Origin of the sequence: Mycobacterium sp. (assembly GCF_965229105.1) — a bacterium.
GTDB lineage: Bacteria > Actinomycetota > Actinomycetes > Mycobacteriales > Mycobacteriaceae > Mycobacterium.
In genome coordinates this window covers 2,036,933-2,055,426 of sequence record NZ_OZ245858.1, presented here as the reverse complement: position 1 = coordinate 2,055,426, position 18,494 = coordinate 2,036,933, and the positions used below count along the sequence as shown (strand labels likewise).

General features: G+C 65.8%; 18 protein-coding genes. 9 read left to right on the top strand and 9 right to left on the bottom strand.

Annotation, left to right across the window (positions count from 1 at the left end; all coding sequences use genetic code 11):
• The first annotated feature begins 20 nt into the window (after positions 1 to 20).
• Together ADBZ9O_RS09905 and ADBZ9O_RS09900 are read left to right on the top strand one after the other, a co-directional pair.
• Positions 21 to 1,118: a 3-beta-hydroxysteroid dehydrogenase gene (locus ADBZ9O_RS09905; protein WP_526530701.1), complete on the top strand. Its 1,098-nt coding sequence runs from the start codon at positions 21 to 23 to the stop codon at positions 1,116 to 1,118.
• Positions 1,119 to 1,273: 155 nt separating this feature from the next.
• Positions 1,274 to 2,182: an HAD family hydrolase gene (locus tag ADBZ9O_RS09900; protein WP_526530699.1), complete on the top strand. Its 909-nt coding sequence runs from the start codon at positions 1,274 to 1,276 to the stop codon at positions 2,180 to 2,182.
• Between the two features lie 5 nt (positions 2,183 to 2,187).
• Here ADBZ9O_RS09900 and ADBZ9O_RS09895 read toward each other — a convergent pair whose 3' ends face one another.
• On the bottom strand, positions 2,188 to 3,753 hold the full coding sequence (locus ADBZ9O_RS09895) for a Na+/H+ antiporter (RefSeq protein WP_526530697.1): 1,566 nt from the start codon (positions 3,751 to 3,753) through the stop codon (positions 2,188 to 2,190).
• Between the two features lie 78 nt (positions 3,754 to 3,831).
• On the opposite strand from ADBZ9O_RS09895, the gene ADBZ9O_RS09890 reads away from it, so the two are divergent.
• From ADBZ9O_RS09890 to ADBZ9O_RS09875, 4 genes are all read left to right on the top strand, one after another.
• Positions 3,832 to 4,716, top strand: a complete 885-nt coding sequence (locus tag ADBZ9O_RS09890; RefSeq protein ID WP_526530695.1) for a formylglycine-generating enzyme family protein — start codon at positions 3,832 to 3,834, stop codon at positions 4,714 to 4,716.
• A 66-nt stretch (positions 4,717 to 4,782) separates the two neighbouring features.
• A complete protein-coding gene (locus ADBZ9O_RS09885) occupies positions 4,783 to 5,850 on the top strand; it encodes an NAD-dependent epimerase/dehydratase family protein (RefSeq protein WP_526530693.1) in 1,068 nt (355 codons plus the stop codon).
• The gene (locus ADBZ9O_RS09880; RefSeq protein ID WP_526530691.1) at positions 5,814 to 6,620 is read left to right on the top strand and encodes an SDR family NAD(P)-dependent oxidoreductase; all 807 of its coding nucleotides are present in this window, start codon (positions 5,814 to 5,816) and stop codon (positions 6,618 to 6,620) included. The genes ADBZ9O_RS09885 and ADBZ9O_RS09880 overlap by 37 nt, the downstream gene beginning before the upstream one ends.
• Before the next feature lie 22 nt (positions 6,621 to 6,642).
• Positions 6,643 to 7,860, top strand: a complete 1,218-nt coding sequence (locus ADBZ9O_RS09875; RefSeq protein ID WP_526530689.1) for an AI-2E family transporter — start codon at positions 6,643 to 6,645, stop codon at positions 7,858 to 7,860.
• Positions 7,861 to 7,862: 2 nt separating this feature from the next.
• On the opposite strand, the gene ADBZ9O_RS09870 is transcribed toward ADBZ9O_RS09875, so the two are convergent.
• The 3 genes from ADBZ9O_RS09870 to ADBZ9O_RS09860 all read right to left on the bottom strand — a co-directional run bounded on the left by ADBZ9O_RS09870 (position 7,863) and on the right by ADBZ9O_RS09860 (position 10,894).
• On the bottom strand, positions 7,863 to 9,272 hold the full coding sequence (locus ADBZ9O_RS09870; RefSeq protein ID WP_526533013.1) for an alpha/beta hydrolase: 1,410 nt from the start codon (positions 9,270 to 9,272) through the stop codon (positions 7,863 to 7,865).
• Positions 9,273 to 9,408: 136 nt separating this feature from the next.
• Entirely contained in the window at positions 9,409 to 10,209 is an 801-nt protein-coding gene (locus tag ADBZ9O_RS09865; RefSeq protein ID WP_526530687.1) for a dienelactone hydrolase family protein, read from the bottom strand.
• 34 nt (positions 10,210 to 10,243) lie between these two features.
• The gene (locus ADBZ9O_RS09860) at positions 10,244 to 10,894 is read right to left on the bottom strand and encodes a DUF4245 family protein (protein ID WP_526530685.1); all 651 of its coding nucleotides are present in this window, start codon (positions 10,892 to 10,894) and stop codon (positions 10,244 to 10,246) included.
• A gap of 54 nt (positions 10,895 to 10,948) precedes the next feature.
• Here ADBZ9O_RS09860 and glpX point away from each other — a divergent pair, with 54 nt between their 5' ends.
• Entirely contained in the window at positions 10,949 to 11,986 is a 1,038-nt protein-coding gene (gene glpX, locus ADBZ9O_RS09855; RefSeq protein ID WP_526530683.1) for a class II fructose-bisphosphatase, read from the top strand.
• A gap of 18 nt (positions 11,987 to 12,004) precedes the next feature.
• Positions 12,005 to 13,411 (top strand): class II fumarate hydratase, encoded by a 1,407-nt coding sequence (locus tag ADBZ9O_RS09850; RefSeq protein WP_526530681.1) that lies wholly within the window; start codon positions 12,005 to 12,007, stop codon positions 13,409 to 13,411.
• A 43-nt stretch (positions 13,412 to 13,454) separates the two neighbouring features.
• Here ADBZ9O_RS09850 and ADBZ9O_RS09845 read toward each other — a convergent pair whose 3' ends face one another.
• The gene (locus tag ADBZ9O_RS09845; protein ID WP_526524875.1) at positions 13,455 to 14,420 is read right to left on the bottom strand and encodes a DDE-type integrase/transposase/recombinase; all 966 of its coding nucleotides are present in this window, start codon (positions 14,418 to 14,420) and stop codon (positions 13,455 to 13,457) included.
• A gap of 35 nt (positions 14,421 to 14,455) precedes the next feature.
• Positions 14,456 to 14,890, bottom strand: coding sequence for a hypothetical protein (locus ADBZ9O_RS09840; protein ID WP_526528211.1), 435 nt, complete (start codon positions 14,888 to 14,890; stop codon positions 14,456 to 14,458).
• Between the two features lie 125 nt (positions 14,891 to 15,015).
• Between ADBZ9O_RS09840 and ADBZ9O_RS09835 the strand changes: the two genes are divergently transcribed.
• On the top strand, positions 15,016 to 15,879 hold the full coding sequence (locus tag ADBZ9O_RS09835; protein WP_526530679.1) for an endonuclease domain-containing protein: 864 nt from the start codon (positions 15,016 to 15,018) through the stop codon (positions 15,877 to 15,879).
• A 41-nt stretch (positions 15,880 to 15,920) separates the two neighbouring features.
• On the opposite strand, the gene ADBZ9O_RS09830 is transcribed toward ADBZ9O_RS09835, so the two are convergent.
• From ADBZ9O_RS09830 to ADBZ9O_RS09820, 3 genes are read right to left on the bottom strand one after another with little or no spacing between them, the layout of a single operon-like run.
• Entirely contained in the window at positions 15,921 to 16,277 is a 357-nt protein-coding gene (locus ADBZ9O_RS09830; RefSeq protein WP_526530677.1) for a DUF732 domain-containing protein, read from the bottom strand.
• Positions 16,278 to 16,306: 29 nt separating this feature from the next.
• Entirely contained in the window at positions 16,307 to 17,518 is a 1,212-nt protein-coding gene (locus ADBZ9O_RS09825; RefSeq protein ID WP_526530675.1) for a cation:proton antiporter, read from the bottom strand.
• Between the two features lie 57 nt (positions 17,519 to 17,575).
• Positions 17,576 to 18,457 carry a polysaccharide deacetylase family protein gene (locus ADBZ9O_RS09820; protein ID WP_526533011.1) on the bottom strand — a complete coding sequence of 294 codons (882 nt, stop codon included), beginning with the start codon at positions 18,455 to 18,457 and terminating at the stop codon, positions 17,576 to 17,578.
• Positions 18,458 to 18,494 lie beyond the last annotated feature (37 nt).

Here is an 18,494-nt window from a genome sequence, read left to right as displayed (position 1 = left end):
CGTTCGGTACGCTGTCCGGCATGAGTGATGCACACCTGACCACTGAACTCGGCCGGGTCCTGGTCACCGGCGGCTCCGGTTTCGTGGGTGCCAACCTGGTGACCGAACTCCTCACCCGAGGGCACCACGTGGTGTCCTTCGACCGCGTGCCCTCACCGCTGCCGCAGCATCCGCGCCTGCAGGCCATCGTCGGTGATATCTGTGCGGTCGAGCACGTCACCGCGGCTGTCGCCGGCGTCGACACCATCTTCCACACCGCAGCGATCATCGACTTGATGGGCGGGGCGTCGGTCACGCAGGAGTACCGGCAGCGCAGCTTCGGGGTGAACGTCGGCGGCACGAAGAATCTCGTCGCCGCCGCACAGGCCGCAGGCGTCAAGCGATTCGTCTACACCGCATCCAACAGCGTCGTGATGGGCGGCCAGGTCATCTCCGGCGGGGATGAAACCCTGCCCTACACCGAACGGTTCAACGACCTCTACACCGAGACCAAGGTGGTCGCCGAGAAATTCGTCCTCGCAGAAAATGGAGCGCACGGCTTGCTGACCTGTTCCATTCGGCCCAGCGGCATCTGGGGTCGGGGCGATAAGACGATGTTCCGCAAGCTGTTCGACAGCGTGCTGGCCGGCCACGTCAAAGTCCTTGTCGGCAGCGCCGATTCAAAACTGGACAACTCTTATGTGCACAACCTCATTCACGGCTTCATCCTGGCCGCCGAGCACCTGGTGCCCGGTGGCACCGCCCCGGGTCAGGCGTATTTCATCAACGACGGCGAGCCGATCAACATGTTCGAATTCGCCCGCCCCGTCGTCGAGGCCTGTGGCCAGAGCTGGCCGAAGTTCCGGGTCTCGGGTCCATTGGTGCGGTGGATAATGACCATCTGGCAGCGATTGCATTTCCGTTTCGGTTTCCCCGAGCCACCGCTGGAACCCCTTGCGATAGAACGGGTTTACCTCGACAACTACTTTTCCATCGCGAAGGCCCAGAGTGATCTCGGCTACCAGCCGTTGTTCACCACCGAGCACGCAATGCTCGAGTGCCTGCCCTACTACACCGAGCTTTTCGATCAGATGAAGGCGGCGAAGGCGGCTCCGGCGGTAGCCCCCGTGCTCGCGTGACTATCGGCTGAGAATTTCCGGCGGAAGGCAGACTTCACCGCCCCGGCCGCATAGCGTGGTCCTCGCAAGCGGATTCGGTATCCGGCATCTAATGCGAGGGGCGCGGCATCATGGCTGACGGCTTACCCAACATTCTGATCATCTGGGGCGACTAGATGCTGGACTCCTGGACTGACGGGCCCACAAAGTCGGCGATCGTCGACTTCGTGGACCGCGTCACCACCGATGGCCCGGATTTCGTCGCACCGGAGGCCCGCGTCGCGGTATTCGACAACGACGGCACCCTGTGGTGTGAGAAACCGATGTACATCCAGCTGGACTTCTTGCTGCGCCGGTTCAAAGAGCAGGCGCAGGCAGACCCGTCGCTGCGTGAGACCCAACCGTACAAAGCCGCTTACTCCGGCGATCTGACATGGTTGGGCGATGCCGTCACCAAGCACTATCAGGGCGACGACACCGACCTCAAACCCCTTGTGGCAGCGATCCTTACGTCTCAGCACGAAATAACCGTCGATGAGCTCACCAGCCGGTTCAACACCTTTTTCGCCGACGCCAGACATCCAACCCTGGATCGGCCGTACACCGCATGCGGATATACGCCGATGGTGGAGTTACTGCGTTATCTGGAGGCAGCAGATTTCACCAACTACATCGTCTCCGGCGGCGGCCGCGATTTCATGCGACCCATCACCGGGCCGCTCTACGGGATTCCGCCGGAACGGGTGGTGGGTAGTTCGGTGGGCCTGGTCTACCGCGACGGCAATGTCTACACCACCGCCCAACCGGAATTCCTCGACGACGGACCCGTCAAGCCGGTACGGCTGTGGAGTCGTATCGGTCGGCGCCCCATCTTCGCGGCAGGCAACTCCAACGGCGATATCGAAATGCTGCAGTTCGCCGGCGCGAGCACCGCGCCGTCTTTCGGTCTGATGATCCGCCACGACGACGCCGACCGGGAATTCGACTACGTCGCCGGCGCCGAGAAAGCACTGGAGTTGGCGAAGAGCCAGGCGTGGACCGTCGTGAGCATCAAGGACGACTGGACGACGGTGTTCCCCGACTAGCGGACTCAGCCCGGCGGGGCACCATGCCCGTCGAGCTTGCGCAACAGGCCATCGACGATCGTGGGATCGGTGCCCCGCTCTGCCCGCGCGGTGACAATGGCCTCGCGGGCAGCGGTCAGGACCTCCCCTTCCAGATCGGCTGCCCGCAGAGTGTGTTCGACGCTGGCGGCCTTCTGGTCATCGTCACCGTCATGCTGGTCGAAAGCCAGCTTGTGCCACACCTTGTCGGCGTTGTCGTGGGCTTCGTCGATCATGCCTTCGTCGATGTCACCCTCGGCGCGGATGTCCTCCAGGCGCTGATACCCGGCATCGCGCGCCCGGCGGGTCAGCTCGTGTTCCATATCGCTCTCCTCATGGGCGGAGGCATGCACGCCGAGTCGGCGGACCAGGAACGGCAGCGTCAAACCCTGCAGCAGCAGCGTCACGGTAATCACCACGAAGGCAATGAAAATGAGACGGTCACGTTCGGGGAAGCCTTCCGGAAGAGCAAGCACGGCGGCCAGGGTGACCACGCCGCGCATCCCGGCCCACGACGCGACCATCCGCTCCCGCCAGCCGACCGGTTCGGCTTCGGGATCCTTTCGTGCCCTGAGCTTCTGGTCGATGGAGGCGACAGGGAAGATCCAGGCGAATCGAACGACGATCACCAGCGCAGTGATCACCAGCGCCTGGACGATCAGCTCGCCCACATCGCCGGGCACCGAGGCGGCGACGGCACGCAATTCCAATCCGACGAACGCGAAGGCAACACCGGTTACCAGAAGTTCCAGGATGTCCCACGCCATTCCCGAGACCAGCCGGGTCTGCGCCGATTCGGCATCCGCGTAACGGCTCAACCCCAGCGCCAGCGTCACCACCGCCAGCACCCCGCTGCCATGGGCGACGTCGGCTGCCCCGTATGCCGCGAACGGCATCAACAGCACCAGTGCGCTGCCCGCGGGATGAGCGGGCAGTTTGCCCAGCAGCCAGCGCACCAGCACCGCGATGAGCAGCCCGACCGCAATACCGACGACCACGGCCAGCGCCAACGTTCCGACGGCACCCCACGCGGAGAAGGTGCCGGTGACCGCCCCGGCGATGGCGACCTCGTAGAGAACCAGTGACGTCGCATCGTTGGACAGCCCCTCGCCCTCCAGCGTGGTGCGCAGTCGGCGCGGCAGCCGCAGCTCCCGCGCAACCGCGGTGGCCGCCACCGGATCCGGCGGCGCGACCGCAGCCCCCAGGGCGATCGCGGCGAGCAGCGGTAACCCGGGAACCAGCGACTGCAGGACGACAGCCACCGAGAACGCCGTCACGCCGACCAGTGCGACCGCGAGCAGCCCGATGGCCCGGCGGTTATCCAAGAACTCCCGCCACGATGTGCGCCGTGCGGCGGCGAACAGCAGCGGCGGCAACACCAGCGGGAGGATCAACTCGGGGTTGATCGACGGGGCGGGCAGCGCGGGTAGGAAGGCGATGGCCAACCCGAACGCCAGCAGCAGCACCGGGTAGGGCAGCTTGAGGCGTTCGGCCACCGGCGCCAATACCACCGTTGCGACAAACAGCCCAAGCAGAAGGGTCAACTGATCCATGGACTACCGCGCATGGGGTGACAGATACCCTCGCGCCACGGGCGCAAACGCGGCAGCACCAGGCGGTAACTTCGCTGGATGGGCAGCGATGGTGACCTTGTGTGGATTCCGGGCCAGACCGCCAGGCTGGGTTCCGATGCGCACTATCCCGAGGAGGGGCCCGTCCGGGACGTGACGGTGGCGGGATTCTGGATCCAGGCCCACCAGGTGACCAACGCCGACTTCGCCGCATTCGTCGCCGACACCGGCTATCGCACGGTCGCTGAGCAGCCGCTGAACCCCGCGGACTACCCGGGCGCCCCGCCGAAGAACCTGCAGCCGGGTTCGATGGTTTTCCGCCGCACCGCAGGACCTGTCGACCTGCGCCACCTCAGCCAGTGGTGGGTGTGGACGCCGGGCGCCTGTTGGAAGCATCCGCGCGGCCCGCGGTCGTCGACAACGGGTCGAGAACACCATCCCGTCGTGCACATCGCGTTCGACGATGCCGTGGCCTACGCACAGTGGAAACATCTCGCACTGCCCACCGAAGCGCAGTGGGAGGTCGCCGCGCGGGGCGGACTCGACGGCACCGTCTTTACCTGGGGCGACGATCCCGAGATGCCGGGACGCAAGCTGGCGAACTTCTGGCACGGCGAGTTCCCTTACCTGCCCGACACGGGCTATGGCAGCACCGCACCGGTGGGCAGCTTCGAACCCAACGGCTACGGGCTCTACGACATGGCCGGGAACGTGTGGGAGTGGACCTGCGACTGGTGGTCAGACCAGGCGACCATCGAATCCTGTTGCGCAGCAGACAGTTATGACCCCGGCCAGCCGCAGTTCCAGATCGGCCGCAAGGTGGTCAAGGGTGGCTCCTTCCTGTGCGCCGACAGTTACTGCCTGCGCTACCGCCCGGCCGCTCGGCGCCCGCAGATGGTCGATACCGGCATGAGCCATATCGGCTTCCGCTGCATCAGCGTCTGACGGCGCAAGCCCACCTAGTACCCTCCCTGCAACACGTTCCAGTTCTTCCGCGTAATGAGGAGACTCATGTCAGACGCTGTGCTCGTGACAGGTGCGTTCGGACTGGTGGGCACCGCGACCGTGCAGCGTCTCGTCGCCGATGGACGTCACGTGGTCGCCACCGACCTCGATATCGACGCCAACCGTAAGGCCGCCGCCAACCTGCCCGCCGGGGTGGACGTGCGTTACGCCGATCTCACCGACCCGACCGCCGTCGGCGCGCTGCTCAGCGCCGTCACCCCCGCGGCGATCATCCATCTCGCGGCCGTCATCGCCCCGCACTGCTACAGCCGGCACGCACTGGCCGAGAAGGTCAATGTCGGCGGCACCGCCAACCTGGTCTCCGCCGCGGCCAGCCAACCCACCCCGCCCCGCTTTGTGTTGGCCTCCAGCGTCGCCGTGTACGGGCCGCGCAATCCGCATCAGATCAGCGATGTGCTGACCGCCGACACCCCGGTGGCGCCGTACGACATCTACGGCGCGCAGAAGGTGGCCGCCGAGAAGTTGGTCCGCGAATCCGGGCTGGACTGGGTGGTCCTGCGACTCGGCGGTGTCCTCAGCGTGTCGATGAGCCTCGATATCAATCCCGACTTCATCTTCTTCGAAGGTGTGCTGCCGACCGACAACCGCATCCAGACCGTCGATGTCCGAGATGTCGCCCGCGCGTTCGCTGCGGCCACCACCGCCGCGTGTGTGGGCGAGACGCTGCTGATCGGCGGGGATAAGACACACCGCCTCACCCAGGGTGATATCGGCCCGGCCGCCTCGGCCGCGATGGGCCTCGTCGGCGGCGTGCCGATCGGCCGCAAAGGCGATCCCAGCAGCCCCGAGAAATGGTTCGCCACCGACTGGATGGACACCGACCGGGCTCAGGAAGTGCTTGAATTTCAACGATATTCGTGGCCCGACATGCTGATCGAGACGGCCGAGAACGCCGGCTGGAAGCGGCCCCTGCTTCGGGTCGCCGCGCCGATCGTGCATGAGGTGCTCAAACGCCGCTCGGCGTACTACAAGAAACCCGGCGTCTACGCCGACCCGTGGGGCGCGGTGACCGCCAAATGGGGCGACCCGCGACCCAAGGAGAACCTCGCGTGACGCGCACAGCAGTCGTCATCGGCGGCGCGTCGGGTATCGGCTGGGCCACCGCGCAAACGCTGGCCGCCGAGGGCGCAGACGTGATCATCGCCGACCGCAATGCCGAGGGTGCCGAGACCCGCGCCGCCGAACTCGGCGCACCGCACTCCGCGGCGGCCGTCGATGTCACTGATGAGGCATCGGTGCAGGCACTCTTCGAGCGCGCCGGTAGTGTGCCCAGCGCCCTGCAGGTCGTCGTCAACTGTGCCGGGTTCAGCGGTTTCGGCCTGATCGGCGACCAAGCCGTCGAGCAGTTCCGCGAGGTGATCGACGTCTGCCTGACTGGCGCCTTCATCGTCATCAAGCACGCCGGCGCCCACCTGAGCGATGGCGGTGCGATCGTCTCTTTGGCCTCCCTGAATGCCCGCCAACCGGCGATCGGGATGAGCGCCTACTGCTCGGCCAAGGCCGGCCTGGCCATGCTGACCGAGGTGGCCGCGCTCGAGCTGGGGCCGCGCGGTATCCGCGTCAATGCCGTCTCCCCCGGCTTCGTCCCCACCCCGCTGACAGAACCGGCGGCGATGATTCCCGGTGTGGTCGAGGACTACGTCGAGAACACCCCGCTCGGTCGCACCGGCACACCGCAGGACATCGCCGATGCCGTCGCATTCCTCTGCTCGCCCAAATCGTCGTGGATCACCGGCGAGGTGCTGGATCTCAACGGTGGCGCCCACCTGAAGCGCTACCCCAACGTGTACGAACACATCATGAAATTCGCAGGTCAGCACTGACCGCCCCCTAGGATTGCGGCTGATGCTCGACGAATTCTCCACCACCCAGAAACGTGCGCTGGTCGTCATGACCATGATCGCGCTGGGCTTCGGCGCGTATTTCCTACGCAGCTACCTGGTCCTGATCGCGATCGCGGCGGTGCTGGCGTACCTGTTCATGCCGGTGTACTGCAGACTGCGCGCACGCTTCAACGCCGGAATCTCGGCCACCTTCACCCTGCTCGCGGCGATCGCCGTCGTCGGGATCCCGCTGTCCGGAGTGATCTTCCTGGCGGTCCTGCAGATCAGCCAGATGGTCACCGGAATCAGCCATTGGTTGGCGCAGAACGATTTGACGCACGTGGGTCAGCAGCTCTTGGGGTCGGTCAATCAGCTGCTGGCCAAGGTGCCGTTCATGCACATCACCTTGACCCCGGAATCGGTCCGCGAGACCATCGCCAAAGTCGGCCAGAGTGCCGGTCAGATCGCACTCGAGTTCGCCAGGGATTCCGTGGGCAGCCTCGCGGGCATCCTGACCTCGGCGATCATCTTCCTCTACGTGTTCCTCGCCCTGATTGTCAACGGCGACAAGGTGCTCGCGCTGTTCCGCGATCTGAATCCCTTGGGCCAGCAGGTATCTGACATCTATCTGGCGAAGATCGGCGCCATGGTGACCGCGACCGTCCGCGGCCAGTTCATCATCGCGGTCTGCCAGGGTGTGGCCGGCGCCATCTCGATCTACATCGGCGGCATCCACGCCGGGTTCTTCATGTTCGTCATCTTCTTGACGGTGCTCTCGTTCATCCCATTGGGCAGTGGCATCGTCACCATTCCCCTTGGTATCGGAATGGCGTTGTTCGGCAACATCACCGGCGGTCTGTTCGTCGTCATCTTCCACATCGTCGTCGTCACCAGCATCGACAACCTCCTGCGGCCGTTCCTGGTGCCCAAGAGCGCACATCTCAACGCGGCGCTGATGCTGATGTCGGTCTTTGCCGGCCTGAAGATGTTCGGGTTCTGGGGCATCGTGCTCGGCCCGGTGTTGATGATCATCATCGTCACCACGATCGGCGTGTATCTGGCCGTCTACAAAGGTGCGCCCCTGGACACCGTGAACAACGAGGATGCCGACGAGAAAGACGGCAAGAAGCAAGGGCGGTTGACAGCGTGGCTGTCCCGCCTGCTGCAGCGGACCAAACCGGGGGCGCTCACCGGTGAGCCGGGCCCACCTGAGCCCGAACCGGAACCGGCCGGCCGATAACGTCAGCCCGCTGGGCCTGCGGCCTGGATGGTCGGTCCCGGCCCAGCCTGAGCAGTGCTGGCCGGAAACCGAAGCTGCGGTGCCCCCGGAGTGCCCACCTGTCCGGCCAGCCACGGAAGCGCAGCCTCGAACGCCGCGGTAGCGAACAGCCAGTCGTGATTACCCGGCTCCGCAACCACCGCGCAGTCGATGCCTTGGGACCGGCCCAGCAGGCATAACGTCCGGGCCGCGACGTCTTGGCCGCCCCTGTTGGCCTCGCGATTGCTGCTCGGTGCGATAGCGAACCAGCCCGACACGCCGCGGTACGGCCCGTGCCGGACCATGACGGTCGCCGGGTCGAACGCCGCCCATTGTGCGGCGCTGCCACCGAAGAGCGCATTGATGGTCTGCTGCTTGGTGCCGGCGTTGGGACCGATGTCACCGGCGATGTCCACGAACGTGCTGAACAGCTCGGGATGCATCGCGGTCAGATCCAGCGCGCAGGTACCGCCCGTCGAAAACCCGGCGACGCCCCAATGGGCGCTGTCGGCGCTGGCGCCGAAGTTCGAGATCATGAACGGCACCACCTCCCGGGTCAGATGATCCGCGGCGTTGCCGCGGGTGCCGTTGACGCATTCGGTGTCGACGCCGAACGCGCCGCCGGAATCGACGAACACCAGAATCGGTGCGGCACCACCATGTGCGGCCGCGAAGACATCGGCCGCATGGGCCGCGCCCCCGGCCCGCACCCAATCAGCCGGGGTGTTGATCTCCGCGCCGATCATCATCACCACCGGCAGCGGTGGCGGCGGGTTGCTGGCAAACCATGCGGGCGGTAGGTAGACGAGCTCACCGCGGTGCCGAAAATTCGACACCGAACCGCTGATCTCGACCGGGACGATCACCCCGTTGGCAGGTCTGACCCGAGTGCGTTGCATGGCCGCGACGGTGGCGGCGTCGGCCTGGTGCGGCAGCGGTCCAGCGGTGACTTGGTTCCACGCGGAGTAGACGGTCGGGACGTAGCCGACCCAGGCGTTGGCGACTAGCGCCGCGCTGAGCAGCGACAACACCGCGGCCGACAGCGCCGATACCCGTCGTCGCCATCGCGTGCCGCGCCACCCCATCACCGCGGCACCAAAACCCAAGCCGCCCAGCATCAACCACATCCACAGCGCTGCCGGCGGCGGCTCCCCGGACAGACCCGTAGCGGTGAGATAGCAGTACGGAATCGCCACCAGCGCCGCCCCGAACGCCAGGGCTAGGGGCAACCGTGCCCACCACCAGCGCCGCGACCGCCACCCCACCGTAAAGACCAGCAGGACAACAGCTATCGCGTTCACTGCCGACGGAAGCCAGCCATGCATCAGCGAGACGTCCGCGATCCGATGGCGGAGGTGGTGCGCGGCGTCGCTCAGCAGCGCCACCGCAGACATCAACCATGGCGTCATCGTGACCTGCCGACACAGGCGGCCGCAGCCTCATGCCGGGTGATTCGTGCCCAAGTCATAGTGAAGTCAATTGTGCGGGTTGCGAACTGTGTGCCCGCTGTGAGTCAGCGCGGGGGAAGGGCTAGCCCGTCAACCGCTCAGTGAGGAACTCGACGACTCGTTTGCGCGCCTCGTAGGCAGGGTGGCCGTCGCGTTCGCGCACCTGGTCGGTCAGCACCGAATGCGCCATCCGACCAAAGCCATGCTCGTTGCCCGGGGACGAGTCGATCTCGATGACCTCGAACGCGTCGCCGAGTCGCTGGCGCAAGGTGGCGAACCGCTCCCCCGGCACTGCTTTGTCACCGGTGAATCGCAGTCCGATTGCGCACAATCCGTCCTTCTCGGCCCGGTTGACGACGATTTTCAACTCGGCTTCGGACATCCCGGGGTCGCGCCGCTGTGCGGGTGTGACAGGAAAGGGCACCGACGGCTGACTGAGCACCGGCGCCAGGACGGCGTCGTCGACGGCCGCTGCCAACGCGAACCCACCGGTGAAGCACATCCCGATGACGCCGACACCGGGCCCGGGTGTGCGGCCGTTGAGATCGCGGGCCAGGGCCCGCAGATACAGCGCCACCGGTCGCTCCTTATTGGTGGCGAAGGCCGAGAACTCCTTGGCAATACAGGCCTTGGTGATTGTCGCCACCGTGTAGCCGGGGGTGAGGGGCTTGCCCGGCTCGCCGAACAGCGATGGCATCGCGACGGTGAAACCGTTGTCCACCAAGTGATTTCCCAGCCCGAGCACACCGGGGTGGATGCCGGGAATCTCGGGAATCAGGATGACGCCGGGGCCGTCGCCCTTGTAGTACACGTCGTGGGTGTAACCCGCGCCGGTGAACGGCGTCGCGGTCCACCCGGTGAGATCGGCTTCCGGTGCAGTCATGCGTATCCGTTCCGTCTGTCAGCGTTTGGTGGGCTCAGCGTTTTGTCGGTAACGGCGACTGCGATTGGGTCGCCGTCGCCAGCGTACGGAACTCCTCCGGCGATCCGGCTCCGGTGATGGCGATCTGGGTCGATCCGCCTGGACTGCTCAGTCGCGTCGTCCACACCGGCTCGGCGTCGTCGCCGTCGGCATTGGCACCGTCGTAGACGATCCATTTCGTCCCGGCCACATCCTGGGCGCCCGTCGGATACATCCCCGCGTTGATCGACCCCACCAGCTTGTCTTCGTCTGCGTTGCTCTGGGTGAGGCTGACGTACATCCCGGTCGGAGTCAGGTACCCGACAGTCGACACCAGTGCCCGCTCGGCTTTCCCGGTCTTGGGATCGGTGCGACCCGCATCGAGGCCGGCACGCCGCCCTGAATTGGATTGCCACCCCTGCGGCAGCGTCGGCATCCGGATGGGGAAGCCCAGCGTTTCGGCATCGGAGGTCAAGGCGCCCACCACGTCGTAGGTGGGGACCTTCCCGGACTTCGGCCCGGTAGGGGCGAAGGAGCACATCCCCACCAGTCCTGCCAGCGCAATACACACCACGACCAGCGGCGCCATCGACCAGAACATGTCGCGACCGTCCTGCAACAACCGCGACTTCGCGGGCGGAGGGGCGGGCTGCGGCTGGGTACTCACATCTGCAGTATCCCAGCTCACTAGACGTAACCCCTTTCTGGGAGAATCACCCGCATGACCGAAGCAACTCCCCGTCGCCGGGAAGCCCCAGACCGTAACCTCGCTCTCGAACTGGTCCGGGTCACCGAGGCGGGCGCCATGGCGGCCGGCCGGTGGGTCGGCCGTGGCGACAAGGAGGGTGGCGACGGAGCCGCCGTAGACGCCATGCGCGAACTGGTCAACTCGGTGTCGATGCGCGGTGTGGTGGTGATCGGCGAGGGCGAGAAAGACAACGCGCCGATGCTCTACAACGGCGAAGAGGTCGGCAACGGCGACGGGCCTGACTGCGATTTCGCCGTCGATCCGGTCGACGGCACCACCCTGATGAGCAAGGGCATGCCGAATGCGATTTCGGTGCTGGCCGTGGCTGAGCGCGGGGCGATGTTCGATCCGTCGGCGGTGTTCTACATGAACAAGATCGCGGTAGGCCCCGACGCCGTCGATGTCATCGACATCACCGCACCGATCGGCGAGAACATCCGCCGGGTGGCCAAGGTCCGTAAATCCTCCGTCGCCGACATCACGGTGTGCGTGCTGGACCGCCCGCGGCACAACCAGCTGATGGACGATGTGCGCGACGCGGGCGCGCGGATCCGGCTGATCTCCGACGGTGACGTCGCGGGCGCGATCGCGGCCTGCCGCCCCGGCTCGGGCACCGACATGCTGGCCGGTATCGGCGGCACCCCCGAAGGCATCATCACCGCGGCCGCGATCCGCTGTATGGGCGGCGCGATCCAGGCGGTGCTGGCACCCACCGACGACGCCGAGAAGCAGAAGGCCATCGACGCCGGCCACGACCTGGACAAGGTGCTGTTCACCGAGGACCTCGTCTCGGGGGAGAACGTCTTCTTCTCTGCCACCGGTGTCACCGACGGTGACCTGCTCCAAGGCGTCCGCTACTTCGGTGGCGGCTGCACCACCCAGTCGATCGTGATGCGATCCAAGTCCGGAACGGTCCGGATGATCGAGGCCTATCACCGGTTGTCGAAACTCAACGAATACTCCGCGGTGGATTTCACCGGGGATCTGACTGCAGCACATCCACTTCCGTAACCGAGCTAAAGGGAGCACATGCCCGACAATGAAGTCGAATACCGCATCGAGCACGACACCATGGGCGAGGTCAAGGTGCCCGTCGCGGCACTGTGGCGGGCCCAGACCCAGCGTGCGGTGGAGAACTTCCCGATCTCGTTCCGCGGTCTCGAGCGCACACAGATCCGGGCGCTCGGTCTGCTGAAAGCCGCCTGCGCCCAGGTGAACAAGGACTTGGGGCTGCTCGACGCGGAGAAGGCCGACGCCATCATCGCCGCGGCCGGTGAGATCGCCGACGGTTTGCACGACGATCAATTCCCCATCGACGTGTTCCAGACCGGCTCAGGCACCAGCTCGAATATGAACGCCAATGAGGTGATCGCGTCGATAGCCGAGAGCAACGGCGTGACCGTGCACCCCAACGACCATGTGAACATGTCACAGAGCTCGAACGACACCTTCCCCACCGCCACCCATATCGCGGCCACCGAAGCTGCTGTGCGCCAACTGATTCCAGCCCTTGAGGTGCTGCATGAGTCACTGGCGGTCAAGGCCAAGCAGTGGCGCACGGTGGTCAAGTCGGGCCGCACGCACCTGATGGACGCCGTCCCGGTGACACTGGGCCAGGAGTTCGGCGGCTACGCCCGTCAGATCGAGGCCGGCATCGAACGAGTGAAGGCCACCCTGCCCCGCCTCGGTGAGCTGGCGATCGGCGGTACCGCGGTCGGTACCGGCCTCAACGCACCGGACGGTTTCGGCGCGAAGGTCGTCGAGGTGCTCGTCAGCGATACCGGACTGGCCGAATTGCAAACGGCGAAAGACTCTTTCGAGGCTCAGGCCGCGCGCGACGGGCTGGTCGAGGCGTCCGGCGCACTGAAGACGATCGCGGTGTCGCTGACCAAGATCGCCAACGACGTCCGCTGGATGGGCTCGGGCCCGCTGACCGGTCTCGGTGAGCTCGCGCTGCCCGACCTGCAGCCGGGTAGCTCGATCATGCCGGGCAAGGTCAATCCCGTGCTGCCCGAGGCTGTCACGCAGGTGGCTGCGCAGGTCATCGGCAACGATGCGGCCGTCACCGTCGGTGGGCTATCGGGAGCTTTCGAGCTCAACGTCTACATCCCGATGATGGCGCGCAACGTCCTGGAGTCGTTCACGCTGCTGGCCAACGTGTCGCGGCTGTTCGCCACCAAGTGCATCGACGGGCTGGTCGCCCACGAGGCGCATCTGCGTGAGCTGGCCGAGTCATCACCGTCGATTGTCACACCGCTGAACTCGGCGATCGGCTACGAGGAGGCCGCCAAGGTCGCCAAAGAAGCCCTCAAGGAGCGCAAGACCATCCGGCAGACGGTCATCGACCGCGGCCTGATCGGCGACAAGCTCTCGGAGGCCGAGCTCGACAAGCGCCTCGACGTGCTGGCGATGGCCAAGGTCCGCGACGGCGAGTAGTTGCGTGTGATTTGGGCGCGCAAAGCCGCGCTCACGGGCGTTGTCAAGCTGCGTGGAGTCGGTCGGGATTGTTTTCGGCGGGGAGGTTGATGCCGACGATGGGGCTGGGCTGTGTTGTGGATGGGCGGTTGCGGAATCGTTCTGGGTGGGCGTCGTAGTAGGCCTGTAGGGCGTGGTCGCGGCAATTCCAGTGCCGCGTCCAGGTGCCGTTGTGGACCTCGTCGGGAGTGAACAGTGCGATGCCAGTGTGGCGGTGATGCTGGTTGTACCAGGACACATAGGCGTCCACCCACTGCCGGGCGGTTTCGAGGTCGTCGAAGACGCCCGGGTAGTTGGGCCGGTATTTCATCGTGCGGAATTCCGATTCGGAGAACGGATTGTCATTGCTGACCCGCGGCCGGTTGTGCGTCTGGCCGACGCCCTGATCGGCCAGCAGGTCCTTGAGGAGTGTCGAGCGCATCGCGGGTCCGGAATCGGCGTGCACCACCGTGGGCAGTCCGTGGTCGGTGAACGCGGTCTCGAACATGTCCACGGCGAGGTCGTCGCACTCGCGTTCCTCGACCCGCCAGCCCACGATCTTGCGGGAGTAGATGTCGATGACCGAGTACGCCTTGAACGCCACCCCGCGCCACGGGGTGCGTAGATCGGTGATGTCCCAACTCCAGATCTGTTGCGGTCCCGTTGCTTTGAGCACCGGCGCGACCCGCGGCGTCTGGTTCGTCGCCCGGGTCGGTGCGATCGGCCGCACACTTTGATCGGTGATGGCTGCGGCGATGCGCCACCACGACCGCCGCGAGGCCAGCATCGTGCCGGCATCCCAGGTCGAGGCGAACGCCTGGTCCACCGAGGTGCCCGCGAGCCAGCCGGCGATGATCTCGTCGCGGATCGCGGTGCGGTCGGCCTCACCGATACGCGACGGGTAGGCCCGGTCCCGGTGCGGCAACGGGTCGGGCACCGGGGTGCGCGGATGCGATCGGTAATGCCACGTCGAACGTGACAGATCGATCATCGCCAGCGCCCGGCGCTGCGATCCGATCGCCGCGGTCAGCTCGGCGACGAGTCCGTTCTCGGCGTCGAGGAAGCACCGAGATCGTGGATCGTCGGGGTCACGTCGGGCTCGTGCACGTTCATCTCGTGCAAGAGCCCGATAGCTTTTCCCAACGCCTCGTTGGTCACCTCGAGCTCGCGCACCCGTGCCTGCAGCCGGACCAGTTCGATCTCGTCGCGATCGTGCTTGTCCGCCTCCGCCTTGGCCAACGCCCTGCGTTTCGCTGGGGGAACTGTCATGGCTCCACCTTCTCGCGGAATCAGTCCCCGGTCGAGGTCACCGTCGAACAACGCCGACTGCCACCGCCGGAACTGGCGGTTCGACACCCCCACAGCAGCAAGGAACGGCCCCTTCTGCCCACGACCCAACAGCTGGTAGTCCACGACAAGCTCACGAATCTCGGTGGGGGTGAACCCCGGACTGATCGACATAACCCAACCTCTTCACACTGGCTGCAACTGACTCACAACCAGCCTGGCAAAGAGGGTCACCGCGGGTTTGCGCGCCCAAATCACAGTTGTTGGAACCGTTTATGGCTTGATGGAGTCCAACTTGTGTGTTGGACGACTACCTCCGCCGACATGACGGAGTCATCACTGCAGCCCAGGCACGACGGTCTGGGCTGAGCCAGGACTGCGTAGATCGCAAGGTTCGGTCCGGCCAGTGGCGCCGCTGCGCTCAAGGTGTGTACTTCGTCGACGACCGGGCGTTCACGCCAGCAGCCCGAGTGCGCGCCACGGTCTGGGGTTATGGCACCAACGCGGCCGCCAGCGGTCTGGCCGCAGCGTGGTGGCTTGGCATCTCAGCCATCGTCCCCGGCCTGGTCGAAGTGACAGTGCCCCGGCCCGGCCACGGCCGCAGTCACCCGGGGTCGCGGGTCCGGCGTCGAAACCTGCCCGCAGCCGATGTCGTCACGCAGCGAGGTCTTCGAGTCACGTCGTTGGCGCTCACCGCGATCGAAGCGGCAGTGCGACGAGGCGGCGGCAGTGCAGCCATCATGGACACCGCTCTACAGGGCGACGCCGACCTTCGCGAATTGTGGCAGGCGCATCTGCGGAACAAAGGGCGTCATGGGTCGCCGGCCGCGCGAATCCTCTTGCAAGGTGCTGCCGACGGCGCACGGTCACACGCTGAGCGGCTGCTGATCCAGCTGCTGAAGTCCGCGGGCATCACCGGCTGGATAGCCAACTACCCCATCGGCAGATACACAGTTGACGTCGCATTTCCAGACGACATGCTCGTCGTCGAAATCGACGGATGGGCCTTCCACAGCGACCCCGTCAAATTTCGCGAAGACCGTGCCCGACAGAACCAGATCGCACTGCTGGGGTGGCAAGTGTTGCGGTTCACCTGGTTTGACTTGACCGAGCAGCCTGAGCGCGTGATTGCCGAGATCCGTCGCGTGCTCTCGGCGCGCTAAGCCGCGCTCACCGCGGGTTTGCGCGCCCAAATCGCAGAGGTCTAAGCCGGGGCGCGGTAGCCGCCCGCGGTCTGGCGTAGCTGCCAGATCTGGGCGGGGCACAGTTCCTGGGTCGACTGGCTCAGCAGATACGACACCGAGAACTCGTCGTTGGTGTTGAAATCGTTTCTGATCGACTGCGCCAACTGTGGGTAGCCCTCGCCCGCGGCCAACCGGTCGCACATGCTGTAGCCATAGCCCAGCGCCGCGTCGGCATTGGCGAAGTGATACACCGGCCGGACGGTGACATTGATCAGATAGCCGAGTTGATCGGCCTGCGCCGTCGGGGCCAACGTCACACTCGCGAGTGCGCCCGCTGTCGTCGTGAGCAGAGCCGCCGCCAAAGTCCTGACCTTCATAACGCCTGAAGATAGTCCACCGAGGCGGCCTACGGACCGGTAGTGGCCAGCCGGTCGCGGGCAACCATGCGGATTCCGAGCGGCGCGGTCAGGCTGTGCAGGACGAGGCTGAGCGTGACGGTGACGGCCACCGCCTGGGTGATCAGGTCAGCCTGCGAGATCTCGCCACGTCCGATCAACAACAGGCCCAACACCAGGGTGCCGATGCCGCGCGGGCCGAACCACCCGATGAACAGCCGACTCCTGGCGCGCAGATCGCTGCCGAGCAGCGCGACGGACACCGCGATCAAACGCACCACGACAACGGCCAACACCCCGAAGAGGATGACCCGCCAACTGGCGTCACGCCAGCCCACGACCACCGCGTAACCCCCGAACAGCGCGAACACGATCAGCTCCAGCAGCTGCCCGGTGGCATCGGAGAACTGGGTCTGCAACAACACCTGCTTACGCCGGTTGACCACGGCGAAGGCCACTCCGCCGGCGAAGGCTGCCACGAAACCGCTCCCGTGCAGTCGCTCGGCCAGTTCGAAACAGACCAGTGCCACCGCCACGGTGGCGAGCTGCGCCCAGATGTCGTTCATCCAGCCGCGGGCGCGGGAATGGGCGATCACCCAGCCGCCGGCCAGTCCCAGCGCCAGACCCACGCCCAGCGACAGCACCTCGGTACGGAACAGGAACAGGGCCCATCGACTCCGATCGGGGTCGGCCCGATCCGAGGCCAGGGCCAACGCTGCGAGCATGGCAGCCAGCGCGAAGCCGTCATAGCACCCACTCTCAGCGGACAGGGCGTGGCGCACCGACTCCGGAATCCGCCGGTCACCGAGCAGGGCGTCGATCAACGCCACTTCGGTCGGCGCGACGATCGCGGCCAGGCAGACGGCCTCCCACAGCGGCATCACCGGCAGCACCAGCAGCGCGGTGACGGTTCCGAGGACCAGCGACAGCGGTATCCCGACGACGAGCAGCCGGAACGTCAGGTGCCCCCGGCGAACCAGAGCGGGTAGATCGAGCTCGGCGGCCTGGTTGAACAGGATCACCGTCAGCGCCAGCTGGGAGAGCACCGTGAAGCCGTGGGTGTCGGGACCACTGTCGACAATGCCGAAACCGAACGGTCCCAACACGATTCCGGCGGCCATAAAGATCAGGGCCGGAGCGATGTACCAGCGGTGCACCAGTCCGGAGACCACCGCGTAGCACAACACGAGAATCGTGAGTACAAACGCGCTATCGGTGATCATCGGAGCTAACCTATCGACCCGACCCCACCGGCGCCCGGCAACGCGCGCCGACCGGCGCTACGCGCCGTTGTTGGGTCCGCCGGAATTCTGGTCGGGAATATCGGTGATCGGGAAGTTCGGCATCGGCGCAGGCGACGGCGTCGCGGGCAGCGTCGGGATCTCCGCCGCGGGGATATCGATCAGGCCGTTGACGGGTGGGCCGTTGTCACGGCTGCCGTAGGTGCTGCCCGGTGCCCGCGGTCCGAGCATCTGGGTGACGGTCACCAGGTGGTAGCCATTGGCTTTGAGGACGGGGATGAACTGTTCGACCAGGTCGACGGTGGACGAATAGGTGTCATGAAAGAGGACGACAGCACCAGGCTTGATCTGGCTCATCAGCATGTAGCGGGTCGCGGCGGTGTTGGCGTCGTTGGCCCAATCGAAAGGGATGACGTCCCAATTGATATCGGCCAGGCCCTGCGCCTTCGCCTCGGCCAGCACCTGGTCGTTGATCAGCCCGCCGGCGGTGCGCACCAGGACAGGCCGCTGGCCGGTCGCCGCCTCGATGGCATCGCTGGCCTTGCTGAACTGCGCCGGAATGTCCTCGGGCGGGATCGTGGTCATATTCGGGTGTTCCCAAGTGTGGCTGCCCAATTCCATGCCCGCGTCGACCACCCGCTTGGCACCCGCCGGGTTGGCGGCCACCTTGTTGCCGATCTCGAAGAACGTCGCCTTGGCGTCGTTGTCCTGCAGGACTTTCAACAGCCGGTCGGTGTACGGGCTCGGCCCGTCATCGAAGGTCAGCGCGATGCATTTGACCACCGCACAGTCGACCTCATCAGCTTTGGCCACCTTGACGTGGCCGGTAAACCCACCGATGACGACGACAGCGACGCCGGCGCAGACACCGATTGCGGTGCGCCAGTACGCCCAGGACGGGCTATCGGGACGTCTTCGCACCATGGCAGCTTACCGAGCGTTCCTGACGGTCGCGCCC

Coding starts and splice junctions, on each gene's coding strand:
- ADBZ9O_RS09905 (WP_526530701.1), top strand. CDS start 21: ATGAGTGATGCACACCTGACCACTGAACTCGGCCGGGTCCTGGTCACC.
- ADBZ9O_RS09900 (WP_526530699.1), top strand. CDS start 1,274: ATGCTGGACTCCTGGACTGACGGGCCCACAAAGTCGGCGATCGTCGAC.
- ADBZ9O_RS09895 (WP_526530697.1), bottom strand. CDS start 3,753: ATGGATCAGTTGACCCTTCTGCTTGGGCTGTTTGTCGCAACGGTGGTA.
- ADBZ9O_RS09890 (WP_526530695.1), top strand. CDS start 3,832: ATGGGCAGCGATGGTGACCTTGTGTGGATTCCGGGCCAGACCGCCAGG.
- ADBZ9O_RS09885 (WP_526530693.1), top strand. CDS start 4,783: ATGTCAGACGCTGTGCTCGTGACAGGTGCGTTCGGACTGGTGGGCACC.
- ADBZ9O_RS09880 (WP_526530691.1), top strand. CDS start 5,814: ATGGGGCGACCCGCGACCCAAGGAGAACCTCGCGTGACGCGCACAGCA.
- ADBZ9O_RS09875 (WP_526530689.1), top strand. CDS start 6,643: ATGCTCGACGAATTCTCCACCACCCAGAAACGTGCGCTGGTCGTCATG.
- ADBZ9O_RS09870 (WP_526533013.1), bottom strand. CDS start 9,272: ATGTCTGCGGTGGCGCTGCTGAGCGACGCCGCGCACCACCTCCGCCAT.
- ADBZ9O_RS09865 (WP_526530687.1), bottom strand. CDS start 10,209: ATGACTGCACCGGAAGCCGATCTCACCGGGTGGACCGCGACGCCGTTC.
- glpX (WP_526530683.1), top strand. CDS start 10,949: ATGACCGAAGCAACTCCCCGTCGCCGGGAAGCCCCAGACCGTAACCTC.
- ADBZ9O_RS09850 (WP_526530681.1), top strand. CDS start 12,005: ATGCCCGACAATGAAGTCGAATACCGCATCGAGCACGACACCATGGGC.
- ADBZ9O_RS09845 (WP_526524875.1), bottom strand. CDS start 14,420: ATGATCGATCTGTCACGTTCGACGTGGCATTACCGATCGCATCCGCGC.
- ADBZ9O_RS09840 (WP_526528211.1), bottom strand. CDS start 14,890: ATGTCGATCAGTCCGGGGTTCACCCCCACCGAGATTCGTGAGCTTGTC.
- ADBZ9O_RS09830 (WP_526530677.1), bottom strand. CDS start 16,277: ATGAAGGTCAGGACTTTGGCGGCGGCTCTGCTCACGACGACAGCGGGC.
- ADBZ9O_RS09825 (WP_526530675.1), bottom strand. CDS start 17,518: ATGATCACCGATAGCGCGTTTGTACTCACGATTCTCGTGTTGTGCTAC.